Raw genomic sequence first — 19,231 nt, forward strand, 5'->3', positions numbered from 1 at the left:
CGAGGTGCTGGAGTTTGTTCCGGCCGGCGACATCGACCCGATGATGTACGACCGCAGCTACTTCCTCGAGCCCGAAGGCAAGTCGTCGAAGTCGTATGTGCTGTTGACCAAGACGCTCAAGGAGACCGACCGAGTCGCGATCGTGCACTTCGCGTTGCGCAACAAGACGCGGCTCGCCGCGCTTCGGGTTCAGGACTTCAGCAAGCGCGACGTCATGGTGATCCAGACGCTGTTGTGGCCCGACGAGATCCGTGACCCCGATTTCCCGGTGCTGGACAAGGAAGTCGACATCAAGCCGGCCGAACTGAAGATGGCCACCCAGGTCGTCGATTCGATGACCGACGACTTCAACCCCGATCGCTACCACGACGACTACCAGGAGCAGCTGCGCGAGCTTATCGCGGCGAAACTCGAAGGCGGCGAAGCGTTTACCACCGAGGAGCAGCCGCAGGAACTCGACGAGACCGAGGATGTCTCCGATCTGCTGGCCAAGCTCGAGGCCAGTGTGAAGGCGCGCCGCGAAGGCCGTGGCGGGTCAAAGAGTTCCGGCGACGATGACAAGCCGGCCAAGAAGGCGCCCGCGAAGAAGAGCGCGGCGAAGAAGTCCCCCGCCAAGAAGGCCGCGAAGAAGTCGACGGCGAAGAAGTCCGCGGCCAAGAAGACCGCCGCCAAGAAGTAACCGCCCCTCTCAGGGCGCGCGGCGCCGACTTCTGCACCACGGTCGTGGTGTCGGCGTATTTCACAGCCATGCCGCAGAACTCGGCGACCCCCCGGAACCCGAATTAGAACGTGTTTCAAAAAGCCCTCACGCGGGCCGCCGCACCCTGTTACGGTTCGCCGGGCAAGGAAGGACTCGAAACGTGATTCTTGACAGGTTCCGGCTCGACGATCAGGTTGCCGTTGTCACCGGCGCAGGCCGCGGCCTGGGTGCCGCGATGGCGGTCGCGTTCGCGGAAGCCGGTGCGGACGTGGTGATCGCGTCGCGCACGCAGTCGCAACTGGAGGAGGTCGCCGAGCAGATCAAGGGCGTCGGACGCAGGGCGCACGTCGTGGTGGCCGACCTCGCGCACCCCGCCGACACCGCCACGCTCGCCGGCGCCGCGATCGAGGCGTTCGGGAAACTAGACATCGTCGTCAACAATGTCGGCGGCACCATGCCGAACGCGCTCCTGAACACCTCGACCAAGGACCTGCGCGACGCATTCACCTTCAACGTCACCACCGCGCACGCGCTCACCACTGCCGCGGTGCCGCTGATGCTCGAACACTCCGGCGGCGGCAGCATCATCAACATCACCTCCACGATGGGACGGCTGGCCGGCCGAGGCTTCGCCGCCTACGGAACGGCCAAGGCCGCGCTCGCCCACTACACCCGGCTCGCCGCGCTCGACCTGTGCCCGCGGATCCGCGTCAACGCGATCGCGCCGGGTTCGATCCTCACGTCGGCGCTCGACATCGTGGCGTCCAACGACGATCTGCGGAAGCCGATGGAGCAGGCCACCCCGATGCGCCGGCTCGGCGATCCGCAGGACATCGCCGCGGCGGCGGTGTACCTCGCCTCGCCGGCGGGCAGCTACCTGACCGGTAAGACGCTCGAGGTCGACGGCGGGCTGACGGTGCCCAATCTCGACATGCCGATCCCGGACCTGTGAAAGGACAGCCGTGACCATCAACGTCGCCGCGATCGGCACCGGCAATGTCGGCAGGCACGCGCTGACCCAACTCATCAACGACCCGCAGTACGAGCTCACCGCGGTCTGGGTGTCGTCGGATGCCAAGGCCGATAAGGACGCGGGTGAGCTTGCGGGACTGCAGGTTTCGACCGGCATCACCGCCACGACGGACCTCGATGCGGTGCTGGCGACCAAGCCCGACTGCGCGGTCTACACCGCGATGGCCGACAACCGGCTGCCCGAGGCGCTCGAGGACTACCGTCGCATCCTCGCCGCCGGCGTCAACGTCGTCGGCAGCAGCGCGGTCTTCCTGCAGTACCCGTGGCAGGTGCTGCCCTCCGAACTCGTCAAGCCCATCGAGGAGGCCACCCAGACGGGCCAGTCGAGCGTCTTCGTCAACGGCATCGACCCCGGCTTCGCCAACGATTTGCTTCCGCTCGCGCTGGCCGGCACCTGCCAGAGCGTCGAGCAGATCCGGTGCATGGAGATCATCAACTACGACACCTACGACAGCGCGACCGTCATGTTCGACGTGATGGGCTTCGGCAAGCCGCTCGACGAGATCCCGATGTTGTTGCAGCCCGGCGTGCTGAGCCTGGCCTGGGGATCGGTGGTGAGGCAGCTGGCGGCGGGGCTCGGCATCGAACTCGACGAGGTGTCGGAAACCTATGTGCGCGAACCGGCTCCCGAGGATTTCGACATCGCGTCCGGCCACATCGCCAAGGGCACCGCGGCGGCGCTGCGCTTCGAAGTGCAGGGCATCAAGGACGGCAGGGTGGCCGTCGTGCTCGAGCACGTCACCCGGCTACGCGACGACCTGTATCCGGACTGGCCGCAGCCGGCGCAGGAAGGCGGTTCGTACCGCATCGAGATCACCGGCGAGCCGTCCTACACCGTCGACCTCTGCCTGAGCAGCCCGAACGGTGACCACAACCATGCCGGACTCGTCGCGACGGCCGCCCGGGTCGTCAACGCGATCCCGGCGGTTGTGGCGGCGCCGCCCGGCATCCGCACCACCCTCGACTTGCCGCTGATCACCGGAAAAGGGTTGTACGCTGTGCAGCAAGGCCGGGGTTAGACCAGACTAAGGACGTGCCTATGCGGACCACTCTTCGTTATCTCGCTCCGGCGATCGCTGCAGGCGGCATCGCGGCAGCGCTTGCGGCGGCACCGCTGGCCGCCGCCGAACCGGCCCCCAATCCCACGCTGCCGCAATGTGTCGACACCGGCGGCGCACAGGCCATCGGCGGTTCCACCACCGAGTGCGCCACGCCCGGCAACGTCTCCATCGACGCGACCCCCGCGCAGCAGGAGTACGTCGGCCCCTGGGGCAGCATGTGGGAAGGCGACGGCTTCTTCTTCCCGTGATCGTTCGGGACTGACGCTCAACATCTTTCGCAGCGCTCGCCGACCAGCGGCCGCTGAATAGAAGTGCCCTGGCCCGAGGAGGCCAACCATGAAGGCTCTCAGCCGTTACGCCGCAACGCTTCTCGCGGCCAGCGGTGTCTGCGCGTTCTCCCTCGTCGCACCCATCGCGGGCGCCGCGCCCGAATGCACCAACATCGGCCCGAACACCACGCAGTGCCAGACCAACGGAAGTTCGCAGATCGTCACGTCACCGTCGGTACAGACGAGCCCGTACTGGGGTTGGCCGTACGGCGGCGGTCTCGTCATCGGGCTCGGCGGCTGGCACAGGTAACCCCTTACCCCAGACCCGCACGGTTTCGGCTAACCTAACTTTTCTATTCGCAGTTCCGGATAGAAAGAGGGTGGGGTGGCCGGAAACACCGAGGTGAAACTGCGGCCGAGTTGGCTGCTACTCGGACCGGCGTTCGTGGCCGCCATCGCCTACGTCGACCCCGGCAACGTCGCGGCGAACGTCAGCGCCGGCGCGCAATTCGGCTTCCTGCTGATCTGGGTGATCGTCGCGGCCAACGCGATGGCCTGCATCGTGCAGTACCTCTCCGCGAAACTCGGCCTGGTCAGCGGAATGTCCCTGCCCGAGGCGGTCGGCGACCGAATGGGGCGCCGCGCCCGGCTGACCTACTGGCTGCAGGCCGAAACGGTCGCGATGGCAACCGATCTCGCCGAGGTCGTCGGCGGCGCGATTGCGCTCCACCTTCTGTTCGACCTGCCGCTGCTGGTCGGCGGCATCATCACAGGCGTCGTGTCTCTGGTGTTGCTGATGGTGAAGGACCGCCGCGGCCAGAACTCGTTCGAACGCGTCATCACCGGCCTGCTGGCGATCATCGCGGTCGGCTTTCTCGCCAGCCTGTTCGTCGCTCACCCGCCGCTCGACGAGGCGGCCGCCGGGCTGGTGCCGAAATTCGCTGGCGCAGAGAGCGTATTGATCGCGGCGGCGATGCTGGGCGCGACCGTGATGCCGCACGCGGTGTATCTCCATTCGGGCCTGGCCCGTGACCGGCACGGCCACCCCGATCCCGGCCCGATGCGGCGGATGCTGCTGCGCGTCACCCGCTGGGACGTCGGCATCGCGATGGTCATCGCCGGCGCGGTGAACCTGTCGATGGTGTTGGTCGCGGCGACGAATCTGCGGGGTCAGGAGAAAACCGACTCGATCGAGGGGGCGCACGCCGCGGTCAACGAGACGCTCGGGCCGACGATCGCGCTGCTGTTCGCGATCGGGCTGCTCGCCTCGGGGTTGGCGTCGTCGTCGGTCGGGGCTTACGCCGGCGCGATGATCATGCAGGGTCTGCTGCACCGCTCCATCCCGTTGGTGCTGCGCCGCCTCGTGACGCTGTTGCCGGCGTTGGCGGTGCTGGCGATCGGCCTGGACCCCAGCCGCGCGCTGGTGTTGTCGCAGGTGGTGCTGTCGTTCGGGATTCCGTTTGCGCTGATCCCGTTGGTGCGGCTGACCAGCGACCGCGCTTTGATGGGCGACGACGTCAATCACCGGGTGACGACCGCGCTCGGGTGGCTCATCGCCGGCCTGATTACCCTTTTGAACGTGGTGTTGATCTATCTGACGCTGACGGGTTGATGCACACGTACTTCGCGTACGGGTCGAACCTCAACGTCTCGCAGATGGCGTTGCGGTGTCCCGATGCGGCCGATCCCCGGCCGGCGAGGCTTGCCGACCACGACTGGTTGATCAACGAGCGCGGTGTCGCCACGGTCGAACCGTTCGACGGCTCCGAGGTGCACGGCGTGCTGTGGCAGCTCAGCGATCACGACCTGGCGGTGCTGGACAGCGCCGAAGGCGTTCCGGTGCGCTACCGCCGCGACCGGCTCACCGTGCACACCGACGACGGGCCTGCCGATGCGTGGGTCTACATCGACCATCGCGTCGAACCGGGCCCGCCGCGGGCCGGGTACCTCGAGCGGATCATCGACGGCGCCCTGCACCACGGGCTGCCGCAGCGCTGGATCGAGTTCCTCAGGCGGTGGGATCCGGCGCACTGGCCGGGCCGCACCGCTCAATCCGAACTGCCTGCCCCCGAGTCGCTTTCGGAACTCCTGGCGCAGCCCGGCATTGCCGAGGAGCGAATACTACGGTCCCGCTTCGGTTTTCTGGCCATTCACGGCGGTGGTCTGGAGCAGATGACCGATGTGATCGCCGAACGCGCCGCCGACGCTGCCGGCGCCTCGCTGTACGTGGTGCGCCACCCCGACCACTACCCGCATCACCTGCCGTCGGCGCTGTACCGAGCGCAGGAGTCCGAACGCCTCGCGGAGTTCCTCGATCACGTCGACGTCGCGGTGTCACTTCACGGGTACGGCCGCATCGGGCGTAGCACACAGTTGCTCGCGGGCGGGCGCAACCGCGCACTCGCCGAACACCTCGCGATGCACGTCGAAGTGCCTGGCTATCAACTCATCACCGATCTCGATGCGATGCCTCGCGAACTGCGCGGGCTGCACCCCGACAATCCGGTCAACCGCGTCCGCGGGGGTGGCGCGCAACTCGAGCTGACACCGCGCGTGCGGGGTATCAGCCCACGCAGCCAGTTGCCCGGTGACGACGGGCTCACGCCGGCGACGTCGGCGTTGATCCAGGGGCTCGTCGCCTCCGCGCACTCCTGGGAACGACTCTCGGCCTGAGGACCCATCCGCGGCGCGAGCGGCTCCGAATACCGCTATGTGGATGGTTCCTACCTGTACCGCACCCGGACGGCGCACCTGCGGCGCGCGCCGGTGTACCACCATTTCGAGCATCACGGCTATAGCTGGCTCGTCGACCTCGACCGGCTGCCGAGACTCCCCTGGTGGCTGCGGGCGTTCGCGCGGTTCGACGCCCGGGACCATCTCGAAGGCGCCCCGGGCGAGACGCTGCGGCAGCGCATCGACGCGTTCTTGTTCGACCGCGGTGTCGACCTCGGCGGCGGGCGGGTCACTGCACTGCTGCAGGCGCGAGTCGCCGGCTATGTCTTCAATCCGGTCACGTTGTACTGGTGCCACGATGGCGAGGGCGTGCTGCGCCACATCGTCATGGAGATGCACAACCGCCACGGCGAACGGCACGCCTACCTGCTGCCGCCGAGCCCGGACGGCACGTCGATGGCGCCGAAGAAGCTGCGGGTGTCGCCGTTTCACGGCACCGACGGTCACTACCTTGTGCGCGCGCCGCACCCGGGCGATGAGGTGAACGTGACGGTGTCGCTGCACCGCGGCAGCGAACCGGCGTTCATCGCGACGGTGCGGGGCACGCGCCGACGCGCGAGCGTTGCCGAGGTGCTACGGATGCAGGCGCTGGCTCCGCTGGCGCCCCTGATGACCGCGCTGGAGTACCGGCTCCAACACCTGACGCTGCGACTGAGGCGTGTCCCCGTCGCCTCCACTGCCGATCGGCACGGCAAAACCGCCACTCCGGCAACGACTTTCGTTGGCCACGCGGCCAGATCGCGATAACCGTGCCGGTACAGACTCGGGTGGCTAGGCTACCGCTGGTGACCACGGACCTCGACGAACTGCTTCGCCGGGTCGCCGAACAGGACGTCGAGGCATTCGCCACCTTCTACGACCGCACCCGGGCGCGCGTGTTCGGCCTGGTGTCGCGCGTCCTGCGCGATCCTGGGTACAGCGAGGAGACGACGCAGGACATCTACCTGCAGGTGTGGCGCACCGCGGACGCCTACGACCCGGCGGCGGGCTCCCCGCTGGCGTGGTTGATGACGCTCGCGCACCGCCGCGCGGTCGACCGCGTGCGGTCCGAACAGGCGGCCACCCAGCGAGAGGATCGTTACGGCGCGGCCACCGTCGAACCGCCCGGCGATCACGTCGCCGACTCGGTGATCATGCGCGACGAACGCCGCCAGGTGGCCAACTGCCTGGGTTCGCTGACCGATGTGCAACGGGAGTGCATCCAATTGGCCTACTACGACGGGCTGACCTACGCCCAGGTCTCCGAGCGACTGTCGGCGAACCTGGCCACGATCAAATCGCGGATGCGCGACGGACTCCGCGGTCTGCGCAAGTGCTTGGGGATGGCATGACCGAGCCTAAGGATTCCGACCTCGGCGCGCTGGCGGCGCCCTACGCCCTGAACGCGATGTCCGACACCGAACGCGAGGACGTCGACCGCCGGGTGGCGGCCGCCCCGCCCGCCGTCGCGCAGGCCTTCACCGACGAGGTACGCAAGGTTCGCGAGGCCATGGCGGTGGTTTCGGCCTCGACCGCAACCGAACCGCCGCCGCACCTGCGGGAGCGTTTGCTTGCCGAGGTCGGCGGTGGACGAGAGCAACCGGTACGCCCGTTGCGGCCGCGACCCACCCGGTGGCAGAGGACGGCGCTGGCCGCCGCGGCCGTGCTCGTGGTGGGCCTCGGCGCGGTCGGTGTCGGCCTGGCCCTGCGGCCGACGCCCAAACCCTCGACCGCCGAACAGGTGTTCGCCGCACCCGATGTGCGCACCGTCTCGGGCGAGATCCCGGGGGGCGGCACCGCGACGGTGGTGTTCTCCCGCGAGAAGGATGCCGGTGTGCTGGTGATGAACAACGTCACCCCGCCGCAACCCGGAACCGTCTACCAGATGTGGTTGGTCGGCGCGGACGGTCCGCACCCGGCGGGCACGATGGACCCGCAGTCCGTTGCACCGTCGACCACTGCGGTGCTGCCCGATCTCGGCGACTCCAGCACCCTGGCGTTCACCGTCGAACCGCCGGGCGGTTCGGCGGAGCCGACCAGCGCGCCGTTCGCCGAACTCCCGCTGGTCTGAGGCGTCGGCCTACGTTCCCGCCAGCGTCGCTTCGGTGGCCTGTGCGATGACGTCGCGCACATCGCCGCGACGTTGCCACGCCCGCCGCTGACGCATGGCGCCGTTGCCGTCTTCACTGACGCGGCGCAGCCCGTCGGTCACAAGGTCATAGTCGCCCACCGCCTCGAGCGCCGGCCGGACGTGCTCGACGAGGCGATCGAGCAGCTCGCGCGCGGGCACCCGCTGATGGCTTTCCATCAGGTCCACCGCATCGCCGCCGAGGCCGTCGCGCGCGGACTTCCAGTACGCGGCCTTGAGTGCGTGCGCGGACAGCGGCGGCGTCGGCTCGCCCCTGCGCTCGTCCTCCAGCGCGGTCATCACCGCGGCCCGGGTCAACGCGGCCAGCAGGACGGTCTCGTCGGCCGTCGCGGGCACGTCGGCGACACGCACCTCGATCGTCGGGAAGTTCTTCGACGGGCGCACGTCCCAATAGACCATGCCGTCGTCGAGCATCGCGCCGGCTTGCTGCAGCATCTGCACGACCGCGTCGTACTCGTCGACGGAGTCGAAATGCGGCGGCGGTCCGGCGCTGGGCCAGCGCGCCCACAGCACGCTGCGCCAGCTGGCATAACCGGTGTCGGAGTTGCGGTAGATCGCGGAGTTGGCGCTCAGCGCGAGCAGGCTGGGCAGCCAGGGTCGCAGCCGGTTGCTGACCCGGACCGCGGCTTCCCGGCTGGGCACCGCGACGTGGACGTGGCAGCCGCAGATGCCCTGTTCGTGGGCGATCATGCCGAACTTGTCGCCGATCTCGCGGTATCGCGGGGTGTCGGTGATCGGGAAATCCTGCGGCAGTGTCGGCGGCAGTCCGACCGCCAGCAGCCGGGCCCCGGCGGCCTGTGCGGCCTCCGCGGAGAGGCGACGCAGCCGAAGCAGTTGTTCGTGCAGGCTTCGGGTCGAGCCGACCACGTCGCTGGTGGTTTCGACCTGGCAGGTGGTCAGCTCGAGTTGCAGCTTCACGCCGCGGTCGGCGGCCTCGCGCGCGACGGCCTCGTTGAGCGCGACCGGTTCACCGGTCGCCGGGTCGGCGAGCAGAAACTCTTCTTCGACACCGATGGTGGGGTGAGTGGCCATAACTGAGGGGGTCGGAATATTGATCCGGCCCGTCGGAAAAGTTCACGACGGGCCGGATCGGGGCAGCAAGTCCTTTGGCTAGTGGACTTCGGTGATTCGAAGTCGGCGGCAGATGTATTGCCCAGCGCGTCTGCGTGCCAAACATTCTTTTGCCGGCCTGCGATCCTCCTACGATCGATTCGTGACCAAACCCTTCCGGTTCGGTGTGGGCCTGCAGGCCGCGCGCCGTCAGAAGTCAGTGCAGGACTGGGCGCGCCGCGCCGAGGACATGGGCTACGACATCGTGCACGTCGCCGACCACCTCTACACGACGGCGCCCTTTCCGATGATGACGGCGATGGCGATGGCCACCGAGCGCCTCCGCGTGGGCACCTTCGTGCTCAATGCCGGCTTCTATCGGCCCGCCCTGCTCGCGCGCGAGGTGACCACGCTGCGCGACCTGAGCGGGGGACGCTTCGACCTCGGGCTCGGAGCCGGCTACGTCAAGGAGGAGTTCGAACAGGCCGAGCTGCCGTACCCCACCGCAGGCCAACGCGTGGACTGGTTGCGTCATGTCACCGAACACATGGCAGAGCACGCTCCCGATGTGCCGATCCTGATCGCCGGCAACGGCGACAAGCTGCTGACGCTGGCCGCGCAACGCGCCGACATCATCGGGCTGACGGGCGGCGCCCCGATCACCGCGACATCCGATCCGCTCGCCGACCGCATCGCGTTCGTGCGCGACGCCGCCGGAGACCGGTTCGACGATCTCGAACTCAACATCGCCGTCACGGCCATGCCGACCGACGACTCCGGCAGGCCCGACCTGTCGATCACCCGGCGGTTCCTACCAAACCTGTCCGAGGAGGAGCTGCTGGCGACGCCGGCGGTGCTGTCCGGGTCGACGAGCGAGATCGCCGACACGTTGCGCCATTACCGCGACACGTACGGCGTCAGCTACATCACGGTCCAGCAGTTGCATGCGGAGCCGTTCGCGAAGGTGATCGCCGAGCTATAACGGCTGAGCCACAGCGGTATCGGCGGACCTCAACTCGAAGTCCGACCATTCCGGTTCGCGCACCGCATCGTGATACTCGTAGAGCTTCCACGGGCTGACGGTGTGGATCTCGCCGCGGGCGTTCTTGAAGTAGGAGTGCTCGATCGACGGGTGCGACCAGACCGTCATCTTGATCGCCTCCTGCGACCTGCGGCGCCACTCCTCGGTCGCGTCGACCTTCGGTTCGATCGAGTGAAGCCCGTCGGCCAGCGCGTGCAGACACTGTCCGATATAGCGCATCTGCAACTCGGAGTTGAAGATCAGGCTGCCGCCGTGCGCGAGATGGGTGCCGGGGCCGTAGGTGAGGAAGAAGTTCGGGAAGCCGGGAACCATGATCCCCCGGTACGCGAACGGGCGGTCACCCCAGACGTCGCGCAGGTCGATCGGATTGCCGTCGCCGTCGCGGCCGGTGATCCGAAGCGGCCACAGCACCTCGGTGGCCCGAAAACCGGTGGCGTACACGATCACATCGGCACGCCGCTGACGGCCATCAGCGGTCACCACGCCCGTCGGCGTGATCCGATCGATCGGTGTGCGAATCAACTCGACGTTGTCCCGCTTCAACGTTCGCAACCAGGTGCCGTCGTCCTGCAGCGTGCGTTTACCCGTCGCGGGATAGTCGGGCAGGACCTTGGCGAGCAGTTCGTCGTCACCGTCGACCTGACTGGTGATCCAGTCGGTGAACATCATCCGAGCGGCGGCGTTGATGTCGCTGACCGCGTAATCGCCTTGCTGGTATGCGGGATCGACGCGGGCGGCGTCCAGCCCTTTGTCGGCGCCGGGCCACAGCAGTAGGAATCGGTACCAGCGGCTGTAGAACGGCAGGTGTTCCATCGCCCAGCGGGTGCCGTCGCCGACTTCCTTGTGGTACATCGGGTTCGGAAACATCCACTGGGGGGTGCGCTGGTAGACGTCGAGGTGCTCGACCTGGTCGGCGATCGCGGGCGCGATCTGGAATCCGCTTGCGCCCGCGCCGATCAGCGCGACGCGCCGGCCCGTGACGTCGACGGCGTGGTTCCACGCGGCCGAGTGGAACGCCGGACCGCCGAACGTGTCCGCACCGTCGATGTCGGGTATCTGGGGGCGGTTGAGCTGGCCGACCGCGCTGATGATCGCGCGCACGGTCACCCGCGAGATCCGGCCGTCTTTGGCGCGTAGTGCGACGGTCCAGGTGCCGGGTCCGTCGTCCCACTCGGCCGAGACGACCTCGGTCTCCCAGCAGACGTGCTCGCCGATGCCGTGTTTGTTCATCACGTCGACGAAGTACTGCCGCAGCTCCGGCTGCTCCGCGAAGTAGTGACTCCAGTTGTTGCTGGGTTCGAAGCTGTAGCAGTAGAAGTGGTTGGCCACGTCGACGCGGGCGCCGGGATAGCTGTTCTCCCACCAGGTTCCGCCGGGGCCGGTGTTCTTCTCGACCACCGTGAACGGCAGGCCGGCCTGCTTGAGCCGGATGGCGGCAAGCAGGCCGGACTCCCCGCAGCCGATGACCAGCACGGGAAGATTCACTGCGGTGGCCGGATCGATCGATTCGGGTCGGCGAGGGTCGGCTCCGTCGAGGTCGAGCTCCTCGGTCAGCAGCGGCAGATACTCCTCGCCGACGGGTTCGCAAGCGGCCCAATCCATCATCTGCTTGACGACAGACGGATCGAGCGGTGCGGGTTCGGGGCAGCCGCGGTTGCGGTATTCGGTGATCACGTCGAGCGCCTCGGCTCGCGCCCGGGCCTTGTCCTCCTCGGACATGAAGCCCTGAACCTCGTTGAGGAACAACCCGGCCTGGGCGTAGTCGCGGATGAAGCGGGTGTCGCCGGTGATGTGGACGAGGCTGAGCAGCAGCGTAGGAACGCTGACGTCCTCGAGGGCCCGCTGGATTTCGGCGGTCGGCGTCGTGAACGGAGTGCCCGCGTAGCGACTGCGCACGACATGTCCTCCTGACCGCGACGGCCACTGCAATTACGGAACGAACAGTAGCGTAATCGACGCGGGCTTCCAGCAGTGACGTTTGGTGCATCGCGGCCGGAGTGCGACTCCGACGAGATGTTCGCCGGGGTCACGTCGTCGCCTGGCAAGGCGCTTCGAGTGGTCCAAGCTGCTCTCGCCGCCAGCCGGTAAGCTCCCAGCGTCCGCCCTCGTAGCTCAGGGGATAGAGCACGGCTCTCCTAAAGCCGGTGTCGCAGGTTCGAATCCTGCCGGGGGCACCAGTGTGATGTCTCGGGACACCGTTTTCATCTGGAGCCTGTTTTCGGGTGAGTTTCCGCATTTGACGCCGCGTGGGCGGTAGTCGCGGTGGGGTCGAGGGTCAGTTTGCGGATGAGTTGGCCGGTGCCGCGGTGCAGGACGCGGATGTTGCGGTCGTCGATGAGCACGGTGACTTCGGTGCCGGGTAAGTGTTTGGACAGGCCGATGTGGTGTAAACGGCTGTTGTAGCTGATGGTGATGACCCCGCCGGCGTCGATTGTGGCCGCTGGGGGTAGGGCCCGTAGGTGTTTTTTGAGGGTTTGGTGGAAGCGTTCGACCTTGCCGCAGGTCTGCGGATGGTACGGGCGCGAGCGGCTGGATTTGATACCCAGTTCGCCGAGCATGATTTCTAGGGCGGTGCGTCCGTTGTCGCGCTGTTTGGCGGTGGAGATGGCGCTGTTGTCGGTCAGCGCGCCCGCTGGTGTGCCCCCATTGGGTAATGGCTTTGGTGAAGGTGTCGACGACGTCGGGGCCAGTGGTGACAGGGCGGGCGGTGCTGGCCATGGCCACACGGGAGTGGTCGTCGAGCATGTCGAGGATTTCTGCCGGGCTGTTGTCGGCTAGGCGCCAGTGGGTGACATCGGCTTGCCATAACTGGTTGGGCTGTTCGGCTTGGAAGCGTTGCCACGACGAGCGGGGCCGCTTGTGCGGTTGGGGTGTGACGAATCCGCGCCGTTTGAGGATGCGCCAGATCGTCGACACCGCAGGCACTTTTGTGGCCTCTGGGTCGCGGGCAAGGTGGCTGGCGATGGTGGCGGCACCGGCGTCGAAGCCTTGCTTGTCGAGGGTCTTGCGCAACCAGATGATGCGTTCTTCCCAGTGGGCCTCGACCGCCTGGGGACTGTGGTGTGGACGCCGCGACCGCGGCTCGAACGCCGCCGCTCCTTCGGTCCGATACCGCTGACATAGTTGCTGGACCCAGGTGCGCGACATCTCATAATCGCGGGCGACTTCGCTTTTGCTGCGTCCCTACAGCACCACCGCGGTGATGATGAGCTGCGCTTTCGACATGGCCGGCCTCCCACGCTTGCAGAGGTGCCAACTATGTCGCGAGACAGCCGCCCACTATGTCTGAAATCAGACACTGCCGGGGGCACCATGGCATTGTTGTATTACTGCGGTTGATGGCTGACATTTGGTCTTCGGGTGTTGGCTGACAGTGTTTCGGCTGATGGTTGACAGTTACTTCGGCTGATCCTTGACACACCCTGGATGGGGAGTTGAACGTGGCTGAGCAGCGGTATCAGGCTGTGTTGGCGGTGAACCGTATGGGTCCGACTCATTCCTTGCTGGTGATCCTGGTTGCCACGCAGCACTTGTGTCCCGAGTTCTTCTCCCAGACGTTCAACACAGCCAGAGAGAACGGCTGGATTCAACCGGGTTGAGGCTCCTGATCCGACAGGGTCCGGTCCAGCAGCCCCACCGAACTCCCCAGTCCCTACGAGCACCTGAACGCGTGGGTGTCCGCCATCGAGGCGTCCGGCGTGCTGGTACTCCGCGACGCGCGGCGGCAAGGTGGCCGTGGACAAGACGCGCGGCATGTCCCTGTACTTCGACGCGCTGCCGGTGATCGTGCTCAACGGCGGCGACTACCCCCGCCCGCGCCTGTTCTCCCTGCTGCATGAGTTCGTCCACCTGGTGCTGCACACCGAGGGACTGTGCGACGTGGTGACCGACGACCGGCCACGCAGCGCCAACCGGACGCTGGAGGCGCGGTGCAACGCCATCGCCGCCGCGTGCTCGATAGCAACACCGCCGTGATCTACCTTGGACGCGAAGGTAAGCCAGATACCGCGCCTGGCCGAATCCGCCGAGTTGCGGAGCGTCGTGTCACCGATCAGTTGTTCGACACCAGTGCCATCCTCAATGGGCGGCGTGACCTGTTCAGGTCCAACGTGTTTCAAACGCTGCGCCAGAGTGCGGTAGTGGCGGCGTGCGCTCACGGAGCCACCGCCTCACGCAGCCGGGCGCAATCCGGTCCGCCTCGACGTCGATGGCGCGGCGGGTGCGCCAATAGGTGAGCGCCGCCCGGCAGGCGACGACTTTGGGGTCATCGTTGCCGCGCCCGCGCGCCAGGTAGGCGGCAAATCGACCGGACCACTGCGCGGGGGTCAGCGCCGTCGGGTCGGCGAGGGTCGTCGCGCTCTGCATGGTGACCAGCTTGACAGATCACCGTGCAGCAAACGGTCAAGGCTGACGCTACCGCAGCGTAACGAACGCCGTTGCAGAGCAACAGTTCCCGACATCGACGGGGAACATGTTTACCGACATCGACTGGGAATTGAGTCAGTTCAGGGCGGTGTTAATTCTCGATGTAGTTGCTCAATGCGGCCTGCGATGTCGTCACGCACCAACCGCATTCGCTCGATGCCGTCGATGCCGCGCTCGAAAGGTTCGTCGGTGATCCAGATTTCCACCTCGACGCCCTCGGGTGCATCGACGTTGGCCTCGCGCCCCAAAACGATGACCCGATCCACGCGGCTCAACAGCTCGGGGTCGATGGGCTTGGGGTGCTCAGCCGAAACATCGACGCCGACCTCCGCCAGCGATTCGGCGGACAGGGCGTTGAGTGCCTTGCCCGGTCGGGTGCCCGCAGAGTGGACCTCCACGGCGTCGCCTGCGAGCTGGCGCATGAGGCCCGCCGCCATCTGCGACTTGCCGGCGTTCTTCACGCACACGAACAGAACGCTGGACTTCGCGGTCACGGCGTGGTCCTCTCCGACGGGAAGCGGTGACGTAGCGCGAGCGAGACGTAGACCAGCCCGACCAGTACGGGCACCTCGATGAGCGGGCCGACGACCCCGGCGAGCGCCTGACCCGAGAGCGCACCGAAGGTGGCTATGGCGACGGCGATGGCCAGCTCGAAGTTGTTCCCGGCAGCGGTGAACGCCAGCGTGGTGGTGCGCTGATACCCCAGTCCGATCACCGCGCCAAGCAGGTACCCGCCGCTCCACATGACGGCAAAGTAGGCCAGCAGCGGCAGGGCGATGCGGGCGACGTCCAGCGGACGGGAGGTGATCTGAGCACCCTGGAGGGCGAACAGGACGACGATCGTGAACAGCAGGCCATACAGCGCCCACGGCCCAATCCTCGGCAGGAACCGGCTCTCGTACCAGTCGCGGCCCTTGGTGCGCTCGCCTATCCGGCGCGACAGGTAACCGAATACCAAGGGCACGCCGAGAAAGATCAGCACCGATTTGGGGATCTGCCACGGCGAGATGCTGATCGATGTTCGATCCAGGCCGAGCCAGCCGGGTAGCACCGACAGGTAGAACCAGCCCAACGCGGCGAACATGAGCACCTGGAACACCGAGTTGAGCGCGACCAATACGGCGGCGGCTTCCCGCTCACCGCACGCGAGGTCATTCCAGATGATGACCATGGCGATGCAGCGCGCCAGGCCGACGATGATCAGGCCGGTGCGGTACTCGGGTAGGTCGGGCAGCAGCAACCACGCCAGCACGAACATCATGGCCGGGCCGATCACCCAGTTCAGTACCAGCGACGCCACCATCAGTCTGCGGTCGCCGGTCACCGTGGCGAGCCGGTCGTAGCGGACCTTGGCCAGCACCGGATACATCATCACCAGCAGCCCGATGGCGATGGGCAGGCTGATGCCGTCGAGCTGGACCGCGCCCAGCGCTCGGTCGAGACCGGGGACAGCGCGGCCCAGCAGCAGTCCGGCGACCATAGCGGCGCCGATCCACACCGGCAGAAAGCGGTCAAGCGTGGACAGCTTGCCGACGACGGGTGTGTGGTCAGGGGTGGCGGGTGCAGTCACGCCGGAAGCCTTTCTGCTGTCTTGGCTGTGGCATCGAGTGGGGCCGACAGACTGGCGAGCGCGTCGGGTACGACCGAGTAATACATCCACGATGTCCTGCGCAACGACTCAATAGCCCGGCGATGCGCTTCACGCTGTCGCGGTGAGTGTGAGCTGGCGAGCGTGGAAGTCGAAGTGTCGTCCGGGATACCGGTAAATGTCTTCCAACGTCATGTAGTCCCCAAAAAACGGATCCCAGCGGGTTGGGTAATGCATACCGCGAGCGAAGTCGGTGTCCTTCTCTCGGGCGAGCTTGCGTTGCAGCGAGGCGATTACACGGTCGAGCTTCGCGCCCATCCTGCGCCGGTTGTAGACGACGGCGGCTGCGCACGAGCCGTAGTAATTGACGATGTGGAACGGCCTGGTTCCGGCGTCGAGCAGGTTGGCATAGACGCGGCTCGCTCGACCGGGCAGGCGGCTGAAAATCTTGACGAGAACCAATAGCCGCTGTACGACCATGTAGCCGAAGACCATATGGAACAGCAGTTGCTCGTTGTTCCATCGCGTTCCGCGCGTCGGCTTGGCCCAATCGTCGGGCTCCGTAGCCTCGAGTAGGCGGTGAAACTCGACACGCACCCGCTCCAAGTCGGCGGATATGTCATCGCGGTCCGCGAGGTCCATGTCTCGATGATGCGCCTGCCGCGCAGCCTGATGTAGCCGTGGCCGCGCGGCAGGTCGCGAATCGTTTAGCAGCAGGACGCTGCGGGTTCATCTTCGGTGTCGCGCTCGGCGGAGCCGCCGCAGCACACCGCACCGTCGGCGTCGGGGTCGCGGTGCTGGGGGCTGTTACCGAAGGTTTCCGAGTCGGCGAGAACGGTGTATACCTCCCACTTCTCGCCGGCTGGTCCGGTCACCCAAACCTTGTCCTGCTTAGCGAAGCAACAGGTGGTGCCGATCTCCTCGTCGGTGAAGAGGCCCTCGCCGCTGAGCCGTGCGATCTCGGTGTGCACCTTGTCGCTGGACTCCACCTCGACGCCGAGGTGGTTGATGGTGCCGCCCTCGCCGGGATTCTGCAGCAGCACCAGCTTCAACGGAGGTTCGGCAATGGCGAAGTTGGCGTAGCCTTCCTTGACCTTGGCCGGTTCGGCGTTGAACAGCTTGGAGTAGAACGTGATCGCCTCGTCGAGGTTATCGACGTTGAGGGCGAGTTGAACGCGGGACATGGTGATCCTCCTTGGACGTGTGAGACATATATCGAATTAGCGCGCTGCGCCCAGCATGCCACCTTTTTGATATATGTCAATATCTCTGGCAGGATGGGTTCATGCCAAAGACGCTGCCGATGATCGATATCTCCGGGCCTGTGTGCTGCGCACCCGTAGCCGCCGGACCGATCAGCGATGACGACGCGCTCAAGGTGGCGCTGCGCCTCAAGGCGTTGGCTGACCCGGCCCGCGTGAAGATCATGTCGTTGTTATTCAGCTCGTCGGTAGGTGAAGAGAACAGCGGTGATCTGGCGGTCGCGCTGAGTCTGACCGAATCGACCGTCAGCCACCACTTGACGCAGCTGCGCAACGCGGGGTTGGTGGAGTCGCAGCGGCGCGGTATGAACGTCTTCCACCGTGCCCACCGTGACTCTCTCGCGGCGCTGTGCGCTGTTCTGGACCCCAACTGCTGTTAGCCCGCAAGGTGGCTGTCCGGCAGCCGAGGTGCGCCCAAGCGAGCACGGCCATCGCCGCGGCGGCCCCTTCCTTGCCAGCGCGCAGCATGTCGTCCTCGCGCGGGCCGCGACCGACCCGAGGGGGCAACGCCGTGGACAACTGCTCGCCGAGATGCGCGAGGATCATCGCGCCGCCTCCTCGGCCAGGTATCGGTACAGCGTCGCCCGGCTGATGCGAGGCGGTCGATGCCGACGACCACGATGTGTCGTTGGGCCGGGCGTAGTTCCCAGTCCGCCATTATTGCGGCACGCCGCTCTACGCTGCGACCGCGACAACTGCCCGCGTACCTCTAGCAACCAACCCTCGCAACAAGCGGCTCTACGCCGCGCACGGGTTCGAGGAACTCGGCGTCATTCAGGCCGGCGGTTCACCGCCCATCTGGCCGACGCTGCGCAGGCGCCGTAATTCGAGGTGTGCCAACGACGGCGCTGCTCTCGACAATGACAGCGGTAACCCGCTTACTCCCTGTCCCCGTTCTGCTGAGCATCGTCATTCAACACAGAACCTCGGCAATTCGACGAACATGAAGCCCGAAATGTCGATGATGAGTTGGTGGCGTTGTTGAGGCGGTCGGCCGACGGTCGGAGTCCGGCGAAGCGAACGTGCCCTTATTGCGGCTCGAAACTCGCCTCCGACGTCACCTGCGACCGGTGCGGAGCCGTGTACGCCCCCACGACGATATCGGGCTGGCGACCCGACCCCACGGCACGCTACGAAGGGCGTTACTACGTCGCCGGCCGCCCGACCAATCGCGTGCGCAACGGGAGACACCTCGCGGCAGATCCCGTTGGAGGTCAGATGCTGCCGGACTATGTCGAGGTTTCGGTGGCGAGATCGAGCATCCGATTGAGCTGGCCGACGACCGGCGCGATGACAGCGATCATCATTCTGACGGCGGCATTCGTCTGGGCGTTACTACGTGGAAACACTCCAACACCGCCACCCCCGGAAACCGGATATCTCTCAGCGCTAAAGGACGCTGGGCTTGCCAACGAATTCAATTCCGACGCCGGAGCCATCGCCCACGGAAGACAAGTCTGCCGCCAACTGGAAGAGGGCGGTCCTGAGCAGGGTCTGCTGGCCGACAAATTCGCCGTCGAGGCTTTCTGCCCGCAATTTGCGAAGGGCTTCCATATCCTCGACAGGACAACTGCCGCAGGGAAATTCGTCCTGATGGACAGCGCCGGTGTGGGTGCAATCGCCTCCGACGGGACGGCATGTGAAGGCACCAGCGGCTATTCCGACATAAGCAAGCAAACACAAGTAACCGTCGAGAACGGCAAGAACGAGATACTGGCCACCACCACGCTCGGAGACGGGCACGGCGACAGCGCGCAGTGCACCTTCTCGTTCAGTTTCCCAGTCACCGAAGGCGAAGACCGCTATGTCGTCTCTGTGGGACGCCGGGGCGAGTTCAGCTTCACCTTTCAACAGCTTCAAGCCCACGGCGTTCAGGTACAGCTCGGCAACTGACTGATGGCGCCGTCACGCCACCGGAGCCACCAAATCGCGTTGCCCCCG

Annotated in this window: 21 protein-coding genes, 1 tRNA gene and 2 pseudogenes; 15 read left to right on the forward strand and 9 right to left on the reverse strand. The window is 66.4% G+C overall.

The features are described 5' to 3' along the window. The 10 genes from ku to A5698_RS18550 all read left to right on the forward strand — a co-directional run. The coding region (ku, locus tag A5698_RS18505) for a non-homologous end joining protein Ku (protein ID WP_068299871.1) at positions 1-679 on the forward strand (679 nt) is incomplete at its 5' end. Between the two features lie 181 nt (positions 680-860). After that, a complete protein-coding gene (locus A5698_RS18510) occupies positions 861-1,652 on the forward strand; it encodes an SDR family oxidoreductase (protein WP_068299873.1) in 792 nt (263 codons plus the stop codon). A gap of 10 nt (positions 1,653-1,662) precedes the next feature. Then, a complete protein-coding gene (locus tag A5698_RS18515) occupies positions 1,663-2,751 on the forward strand; it encodes an NAD(P)H-dependent amine dehydrogenase family protein (protein ID WP_068299876.1) in 1,089 nt (362 codons plus the stop codon). A 20-nt stretch (positions 2,752-2,771) separates the two neighbouring features. Further along, positions 2,772-3,041: a hypothetical protein gene (locus tag A5698_RS18520; protein WP_067087379.1), complete on the forward strand. Its 270-nt coding sequence runs from the start codon at positions 2,772-2,774 to the stop codon at positions 3,039-3,041. Between the two features lie 88 nt (positions 3,042-3,129). Further along, on the forward strand, positions 3,130-3,372 hold the full coding sequence (locus A5698_RS18525; protein ID WP_068299878.1) for a hypothetical protein: 243 nt from the start codon (positions 3,130-3,132) through the stop codon (positions 3,370-3,372). Positions 3,373-3,447: 75 nt separating this feature from the next. Next, the gene (locus tag A5698_RS18530) at positions 3,448-4,674 is read left to right on the forward strand and encodes an Nramp family divalent metal transporter (RefSeq protein ID WP_068299879.1); all 1,227 of its coding nucleotides are present in this window, start codon (positions 3,448-3,450) and stop codon (positions 4,672-4,674) included. Continuing rightward, a complete protein-coding gene (locus tag A5698_RS18535) occupies positions 4,674-5,735 on the forward strand; it encodes a poly-gamma-glutamate hydrolase family protein (RefSeq protein WP_068299881.1) in 1,062 nt (353 codons plus the stop codon). The genes A5698_RS18530 and A5698_RS18535 overlap by 1 nt, the downstream gene beginning before the upstream one ends. Positions 5,736-5,774: 39 nt before the next feature. Continuing rightward, on the forward strand, positions 5,775-6,542 hold the full coding sequence (locus A5698_RS18540; RefSeq protein WP_068299883.1) for a DUF1365 domain-containing protein: 768 nt from the start codon (positions 5,775-5,777) through the stop codon (positions 6,540-6,542). A 2-nt stretch (positions 6,543-6,544) separates the two neighbouring features. After that, complete coding sequence (locus tag A5698_RS18545; RefSeq protein ID WP_156670811.1) at positions 6,545-7,126, forward strand: sigma-70 family RNA polymerase sigma factor; 582 nt, start codon at positions 6,545-6,547, stop codon at positions 7,124-7,126. Next, positions 7,123-7,845, forward strand: coding sequence for an anti-sigma factor (locus tag A5698_RS18550; protein WP_068299885.1), 723 nt, complete (start codon positions 7,123-7,125; stop codon positions 7,843-7,845). The genes A5698_RS18545 and A5698_RS18550 overlap by 4 nt, the downstream gene beginning before the upstream one ends. 9 nt (positions 7,846-7,854) lie before the next feature. Here the strand turns inward: A5698_RS18550 and A5698_RS18555 are convergent, their stop codons facing one another. After that, positions 7,855-8,955, reverse strand: coding sequence for a glutamate--cysteine ligase 2 (locus tag A5698_RS18555; RefSeq protein ID WP_068299887.1), 1,101 nt, complete (start codon positions 8,953-8,955; stop codon positions 7,855-7,857). A gap of 181 nt (positions 8,956-9,136) precedes the next feature. Between A5698_RS18555 and A5698_RS18560 the strand changes: the two genes are divergently transcribed. After that, positions 9,137-9,955 (forward strand): LLM class F420-dependent oxidoreductase, encoded by an 819-nt coding sequence (locus A5698_RS18560; RefSeq protein ID WP_068299889.1) that lies wholly within the window; start codon positions 9,137-9,139, stop codon positions 9,953-9,955. On the opposite strand, the gene A5698_RS18565 is transcribed toward A5698_RS18560, so the two are convergent. Then, entirely contained in the window at positions 9,950-11,911 is a 1,962-nt protein-coding gene (locus A5698_RS18565) for a flavin-containing monooxygenase (protein ID WP_068299891.1), read from the reverse strand. The genes A5698_RS18560 and A5698_RS18565 overlap by 6 nt on opposite strands. Positions 11,912-12,116: 205 nt before the next feature. Between A5698_RS18565 and A5698_RS18570 the strand changes: the two genes are divergently transcribed. Beyond that, positions 12,117-12,192: transfer RNA gene (locus A5698_RS18570), tRNA-Arg, on the forward strand. A 24-nt stretch (positions 12,193-12,216) separates the two neighbouring features. Here A5698_RS18570 and A5698_RS30030 read toward each other — a convergent pair. Further along, a complete protein-coding gene (locus tag A5698_RS30030; protein ID WP_197506827.1) occupies positions 12,217-12,741 on the reverse strand; it encodes an integrase core domain-containing protein in 525 nt (174 codons plus the stop codon). 346 nt (positions 12,742-13,087) lie between these two features. Continuing rightward, positions 13,088-13,186, reverse strand: a pseudogene (locus A5698_RS30035) (hypothetical protein); the annotation flags it as partial. 476 nt (positions 13,187-13,662) lie between these two features. On the opposite strand from A5698_RS30035, the pseudogene A5698_RS18580 reads away from it, so the two are divergent. Continuing rightward, positions 13,663-13,966, forward strand: a pseudogene (locus A5698_RS18580) (ImmA/IrrE family metallo-endopeptidase); the annotation flags it as partial. Between the two features lie 147 nt (positions 13,967-14,113). On the opposite strand, the gene A5698_RS28140 reads toward A5698_RS18580, so the two are convergent. The 5 genes from A5698_RS28140 to A5698_RS18600 all read right to left on the reverse strand — a co-directional run bounded on the left by A5698_RS28140 (position 14,114) and on the right by A5698_RS18600 (position 17,212). Next, positions 14,114-14,380: a hypothetical protein gene (locus tag A5698_RS28140; protein ID WP_197506828.1), complete on the reverse strand. Its 267-nt coding sequence runs from the start codon at positions 14,378-14,380 to the stop codon at positions 14,114-14,116. A gap of 140 nt (positions 14,381-14,520) precedes the next feature. Then, positions 14,521-14,877 carry an arsenate-mycothiol transferase ArsC gene (locus A5698_RS30040; RefSeq protein WP_502688952.1) on the reverse strand — a complete coding sequence of 119 codons (357 nt, stop codon included), beginning with the start codon at positions 14,875-14,877 and terminating at the stop codon, positions 14,521-14,523. 53 nt (positions 14,878-14,930) lie between these two features. Further along, a complete protein-coding gene (gene arsB / locus A5698_RS18590; RefSeq protein ID WP_068299900.1) occupies positions 14,931-16,010 on the reverse strand; it encodes an ACR3 family arsenite efflux transporter in 1,080 nt (359 codons plus the stop codon). 129 nt (positions 16,011-16,139) lie between these two features. Continuing rightward, complete coding sequence (locus tag A5698_RS18595; RefSeq protein ID WP_068299902.1) at positions 16,140-16,670, reverse strand: DinB family protein; 531 nt, start codon at positions 16,668-16,670, stop codon at positions 16,140-16,142. A gap of 65 nt (positions 16,671-16,735) precedes the next feature. Continuing rightward, a complete protein-coding gene (locus A5698_RS18600; RefSeq protein ID WP_068299904.1) occupies positions 16,736-17,212 on the reverse strand; it encodes an ArsI/CadI family heavy metal resistance metalloenzyme in 477 nt (158 codons plus the stop codon). A gap of 101 nt (positions 17,213-17,313) precedes the next feature. Here A5698_RS18600 and A5698_RS18605 point away from each other — a divergent pair, with 101 nt between their 5' ends. Beyond that, positions 17,314-17,670 (forward strand): Rv2640c family ArsR-like transcriptional regulator, encoded by a 357-nt coding sequence (locus tag A5698_RS18605; RefSeq protein ID WP_068299907.1) that lies wholly within the window; start codon positions 17,314-17,316, stop codon positions 17,668-17,670. Between the two features lie 601 nt (positions 17,671-18,271). Further along, positions 18,272-19,183 carry a DUF732 domain-containing protein gene (locus A5698_RS18610; RefSeq protein WP_068299927.1) on the forward strand — a complete coding sequence of 304 codons (912 nt, stop codon included), beginning with the start codon at positions 18,272-18,274 and terminating at the stop codon, positions 19,181-19,183. The last annotated feature ends 48 nt before the right edge of the window (positions 19,184-19,231 follow it).

This window comes from Mycobacterium sp. E136, from assembly GCF_001666865.1.
GTDB lineage: Bacteria > Actinomycetota > Actinomycetes > Mycobacteriales > Mycobacteriaceae > Mycobacterium.